Raw genomic sequence first — 5,327 nt, 5'->3', positions numbered from 1 at the left:
ACCCCGCCCTCGCCTCCGCCCAGGTGCTCCAGCACGGGAACCTGGAGGGCAAAGAAGCACGCTTCGGCGTCGCGGCCTCCACGCTGTTCGCCACCGTCACCACCGATGCGTCGTGCGGCGCGGTCAATGCCATGCACGACAGCTTCACCGCGCTCGGCGGGCTGGTGCCGCTGGTCAACATGCAACTGGGTGAGGTCATCTTCGGAGGCGTGGGCGCGGGCCTCTACGGCATCCTCGTCATGGCCATCCTCGCGGTCTTCATCGCGGGCCTGATGGTGGGCCGCACGCCGGAGTTCCTCGGCAAGAAGATCGAAGCGCGCGAGATGAAGCTCGCGATGCTCTACGTGCTCGTCTTCCCCCTGGTCATCCTGGGCCTGTCCGCGGTGGGCGTGGTGCTGCCGCAGGGCACGTCCTCGCTCAACAACGCCGGGCCGCACGGCCTGTCCGAAATCCTCTACGCGTTCACCAGCGGCGTCGCCAACAACGGCAGTGCCTTCGCGGGCCTCAACGCCAACACGCCCTTCTGGAACATCAGCCTGGGCGTGTCGATGCTCGCGGGCCGCTTCCTGATGATGGTGCCGGTGATGGCGCTGGCGGGCTCGCTCGTGGGCAAGAAGGTCGTGGCCCCCGGGCCCGGCACCTTCCCCACCGAAGGCGTCCTCTTCACGGGCCTTCTCGTGAGCGTCGTCCTCATCGTGGGCGCGCTGACGTTCTTCCCCGCGCTGTCACTCGGTCCCATCGTCGAGCACTTCCTTGGCGCGGCCGGAAAGGTGTACTGACCATGGCCCCCGCTTCCCGGCAGGCGTCGCTGTTGGATCCGACGCTGCTCAAGCCCGCCGTGTGGGAGAGCTTCAAGAAGCTCCACCCGCGCGCCGTCGCCCGCAACCCGGTGATGTTCGTGGTCTGGGCCGGCAGCCTCCTCACCACCGTGTTCGTCTTCAAGGACCTGGTGTCCCCTCGCGACGACGGTGCCCCGCTGTGGTTCACCGTGTCGGTGATGCTGTGGCTGTGGTTCACCGTCCTCTTCGCCAACTTCGCCGAAGCCGTGGCGGAGGGGCGCGGTAAGGCCCAGGCGAGCGCCCTGCGCCGCATGCGCCAGGACACCCAGGCCCGCCGGCTCAATGACAACAACCAGGAAGAGCGCGTCACCGCCCCCTCCCTGCGCAAGGGCGACCGCGTGGTGTGCGAAGCGGGCGACGTCATCCCCGGCGATGGCGAAGTGGTGGAGGGCATCGCCAGCGTGGACGAGTCCGCCGTCACCGGCGAATCCGCCCCCGTCATCCGCGAGTCCGGCGGCGACCGCTCCGCCGTGACGGGCGGCACCAAGGTGCTGTCCGACCGCATCGTCATCCGCATCAGCGTGGACCCCGGTGAGTCGTTCCTCGACCGGATGATTGGACTCGTGGAGGGCGCGGCCCGGCAGAAGACGCCCAATGAGATTGCCCTGCACATCCTCCTGGTGGGCCTCACGCTGGTGTTCCTGCTCGCGTGCGTGACGCTGGTGCCGCTGGCGCTCTACTCAGGCGTGCCCCTGTCTGGCACCGCGGTGGTGGCGCTGCTGGTGTGCCTCATCCCCACGACCATCGGTGGGTTGCTGAGCGCCATCGGCATCGCGGGCATGGACCGGCTGTTGCGCAAGAACGTGCTCGCGCTCAGTGGCCGCGCGGTGGAGGCGGCGGGGGACGTGGACACGCTGCTGCTCGACAAGACGGGCACCATCACCCTGGGCAACCGCATGGCCACGGAGCTGCTCCCGATGCCGGGCGTGCGCGTGGAGGAGCTGGCGGAGGCCGCGCAGCTCGCGAGCCTCGCGGATGAAACCCCCGAGGGACGCTCCGTCGTCACCCTGGTGAAGGACACCTACAAGATGCGTCCGCGCGAGCTGCGCGCGCATCAGACCACCTTCGTGCCCTTCACCGCGCAGACGCGCATGAGCGGCTGCGACCTGGTGGATCCGCACCCGCGCAGCATCCGCAAGGGCGCGGTGGATGCCATCGTGCGCCACTCGAAGGAGCAGGGTGGCACCGTGCCGGAGGAGCTGGCCCAGGTGGCCGGGCGCATCGGTGACGCGGGCGGCACGCCGCTGGCGGTGTCGGACGGGGCCCGGGTGCTGGGCATCATCCACCTGAAGGACGTGGTGAAGGGCGGCATCAAGGAGCGCTTCGACCGCTTCCGCGCCATGGGCATCCGCACGGTGATGATCACCGGTGACAACCCGCGCACCGCCGCCGCCATCGCGCGGGAGGCCGGCGTGGACGACTTCCTGGCGGAGGCGACCCCGGAGGCGAAGCTCGCGCTGATCCGCACCGAGCAGGGCAAGGGCAAGCTCGTGGCGATGACGGGCGACGGCACCAACGACGCGCCCGCGCTGGCCCAGGCGGACGTGGGTGTGGCGATGAACACCGGCACCCAGGCCGCCAAGGAGGCCGGCAACATGGTGGACCTGGACTCCAACCCCACCAAGCTCCTGGAGGTGGTGGAGGTGGGCAAGCAGCTCCTGATGACGCGCGGCACGCTGACCACGTTCTCCATCGCGAACGACGTGGCCAAGTACTTCGCCATCCTGCCGGCGCTGTTCATGGGCGTTTTCCCGCAGATGGCCCCGCTCAACGTGATGGGCCTGACGTCGCCTTTCAGCGCCATCCTGTCCGCCGTCATCTTCAACGCGCTCATCATCGTGGCGCTCATCCCGCTGGCGCTGAAGGGCGTGCGCTACCGCCCGCTGGGCGCGGCGGCCCTCCTGCGTCGCAGCCTGCTCCTCTACGGGGTGGGCGGCGTCATCGTCCCGTTCGTGGGCATCAAGGTCATCGACGTGCTGCTCACCACCGTGGGCCTGGCCTGAGTTGAAAGGAATTGGGAACACCATGGTCTCCGCTCTCCTCGTCGCCCTGCGCGCCAGCGTCGTCACGCTGGTCCTCACGGGCGTGATGTACCCGCTGGTCGTCACCGGCGTGGCTCAGGTGCTGTTCCCCCATGAGGCCAACGGGTCGCTCGCGAAGGACGAGCAGGGCCGCGAGGTGGGCAGCACGCTCATCGGCCAGGGCTTCACGCGGCCCGGCTACTTCCAGCCGCGTCCCTCCGCCGCCGGCTCGGGCTACGACGCGACGGCGTCCGGCGGCAGCAACCTGGGCCCCACCTCCCAGAAGCTCCGCGACCGCGCGGTGGCGGACGCGGACCGGCTGCGCCGCGAGAACCCCGAGGCCCCGGGGCCCGTCCCTGGTGAGCTGGTGACAGCGTCCGGGTCCGGGTTGGATCCGCACGTGTCGCCGGAGTCCGCGCTGTGGCAGGTTCCCCGGGTGGCCCGGGCGCGCGGGGTGGACCCGGCGCGCGTGCGCACGCTGGTGGCGTCGCAGGTGGAAGGCAGGACGTTTGGCGTGCTGGGCGAGCCCCGGGTGAACGTGCTCACGTTGAACCTCGCGATGGACCGGCAGTTCGGTGGGCCCGCCCCGGCCCCCGCGAGCCCTTGAGGAAGACCCTGGCATGACGACGCGGCGACCTCGCGCGGAAGACTTCCTGGAGCTGGTGGAGCGCGGTCGGCGGGGCCGGCTGAAGCTCTACATCGGCTTCGCGGCCGGTGTGGGCAAGACGTTCCGGATGCTGGAGGAGGCGCACGCGCTCAAGGCGCGCGGCGTGGACGTGGTGCTGGGCTTCATCGAGACGCACGGCCGCCCGGAGACGGAGGCGCTGGTGGCGGGACTGGAAGTCGTGCCCCGCCAGCGCCACACCTACCGCGACGTCTCCGTGGAGGAGCTGGACGTGGACGCCATCCTCGCGCGCCGGCCGCAGGTGGCCATCGTGGACGAGCTGGCCCACACGAACCTGCCCGTGTGCCGCAACCGCAAGCGCTACCAGGATGTGCAGGAGTTGTTGGCCGCGGGCATCAATGTCATTGGCGCCTTCAACGTGCAGCACCTGGAGAGCCTCAACGACCTGGTGGAGCGCAACACCGGCGTCACCGTGCGAGAGACGCTGCCCGACAGCTTCCTCAAGAGCGCTGACCAGGTGGTGAACCTGGACCTCGCGGTGGAGGACCTGCACGAGCGCCTCAAGGCGGGCAAGATCTACGCACCCGACAAGGTGCCCCATGCGCTGGAGCGCTTCTTCACCGGCGACAACCTCTCCACCCTGCGCGAGCTGGCGCTGCGCGAGGTGGCGGAGAGCCTGGACCGCGCCACCACCGGCAAGCAGGCCCGCGCGGGCGAGGACCCCTCCCAGAAAGGGGGCGCCTGGGGCCGCGTGCTGGTGGCCCTCTCCAGCCATCCTCCGCGCGCGGCGACGCTCCTGCGCCGGGGCTCGCGCATGGCGGGCCGCCTCAACACGGACTGGTTCGTGGTGTACGTGGAGACGCCGGGCGAAGCGCCGCACCTCATCGACGCGGAGGCCCAGCGCCACCTGCTGACGAACATCGAGAAGGCGAAGGAGCTGGGCGCGGAGGTGGTGCGCCTGCGCGCGAAGGACCCGGTGGCGGCGCTGCTGGACTTCGGGCGCTCGCACGGCGTGGGGCACATCATCATCGGCCGCTCGAACCAGGCGAAGTGGCGGCAGCGGCTGGGGCTCACCGCGGACGCGCGCCTCTTGCGCGAAGGGGACGGCTTCGACATCCACGTCGTGTCCTTCGAACCCCTCTCCGAGGAGAAGCGCTCATGACGCTGCGCTCCCGACTGCTCCTGGCCCAGGCGCCGCTGGTGCTCGCGCTCCTGCTGCTGGGGGCGCTGGCCGTCATCACCCTGGCGCGCGTGGGGCGCTCCGGTCAGCAGGTGCTGGAGGACAACTACCGCAGCGTGCTCGCCACCCAGCGCATCACGGAGCAACTGGAGCGCATGGACAGCGCGGCGCTGTTCATCGTCGCGGGCGAGCGCGAGCGGGGCGTGGCCCAGCAGGCCTCGCAGCGGCCCACGTTGGAGTCCGAGCTGGCCATCCAGCAGGGCAACATCACCGAGCCCGGTGAGGCGGACGCGACGCGGCGACTGCACGCCGCATGGGGGAAGTACCAGACCGCGTTCGACGCATTCCTCCAGGAGCGCGACCCGGAGGCCTCGCGTGCGCGCTACTTCGCGTCCCTGTCCCCGGCCTTCCAGGAGGCGAAGGCGGCCGCGTCCGCCATCCTCGCGTTGAACCAGGACGCGATGGTGCGCAAGAGCGACCGGCTGCGACACCAGAGCGAGCAGGTGAACACGCTGATGGCGCTGTCGGTGATGGCCGCGCTGGGCTTCGGCCTGTTCTTCACCACGTCGCTGGTGCAGCGGGCGCTGCGGCCGGTGTCGGTGCTGTCGCAGGCGGTGCGCCGGCTGGGGCAGGGCGACGGGGAGGCGCGCGCGGTGGTGGAG

General features: G+C 70.5%; 4 protein-coding genes and 1 pseudogene. All 5 read left to right on the top strand.

Annotated elements, in window-relative coordinates; all coding sequences use genetic code 11:
- A partial coding sequence (locus D7Y13_RS38030) for a potassium-transporting ATPase subunit KdpA (RefSeq protein WP_147452594.1) occupies positions 1 to 779 on the top strand: 779 nt, incomplete at its 5' end.
- A 2-nt stretch (positions 780 to 781) separates the two neighbouring features.
- Complete coding sequence (gene kdpB, locus D7Y13_RS38025) at positions 782 to 2,842, top strand: potassium-transporting ATPase subunit KdpB (protein WP_120584739.1); 2,061 nt, start codon at positions 782 to 784, stop codon at positions 2,840 to 2,842.
- 22 nt (positions 2,843 to 2,864) lie between these two features.
- Positions 2,865 to 3,467, top strand: a complete 603-nt coding sequence (kdpC, locus tag D7Y13_RS38020) for a potassium-transporting ATPase subunit KdpC (protein WP_120584740.1) — start codon at positions 2,865 to 2,867, stop codon at positions 3,465 to 3,467.
- Between the two features lie 13 nt (positions 3,468 to 3,480).
- Positions 3,481 to 4,647 (top strand): sensor protein KdpD, encoded by a 1,167-nt coding sequence (locus D7Y13_RS38015; RefSeq protein ID WP_120584741.1) that lies wholly within the window; start codon positions 3,481 to 3,483, stop codon positions 4,645 to 4,647.
- Positions 4,644 to 5,327 (top strand): annotated as a pseudogene (locus D7Y13_RS38010) (PAS domain-containing sensor histidine kinase); the annotation flags it as partial. The gene D7Y13_RS38015 and the pseudogene D7Y13_RS38010, both read left to right, overlap by 4 nt.

It is taken from the genome of Corallococcus praedator (assembly GCF_003612125.1).
Lineage (GTDB): Bacteria > Myxococcota > Myxococcia > Myxococcales > Myxococcaceae > Corallococcus > Corallococcus praedator.
The sequence above is the reverse complement of the archived record's forward strand: the minus strand, read 5'-3'. Positions and strand labels throughout refer to the sequence as shown.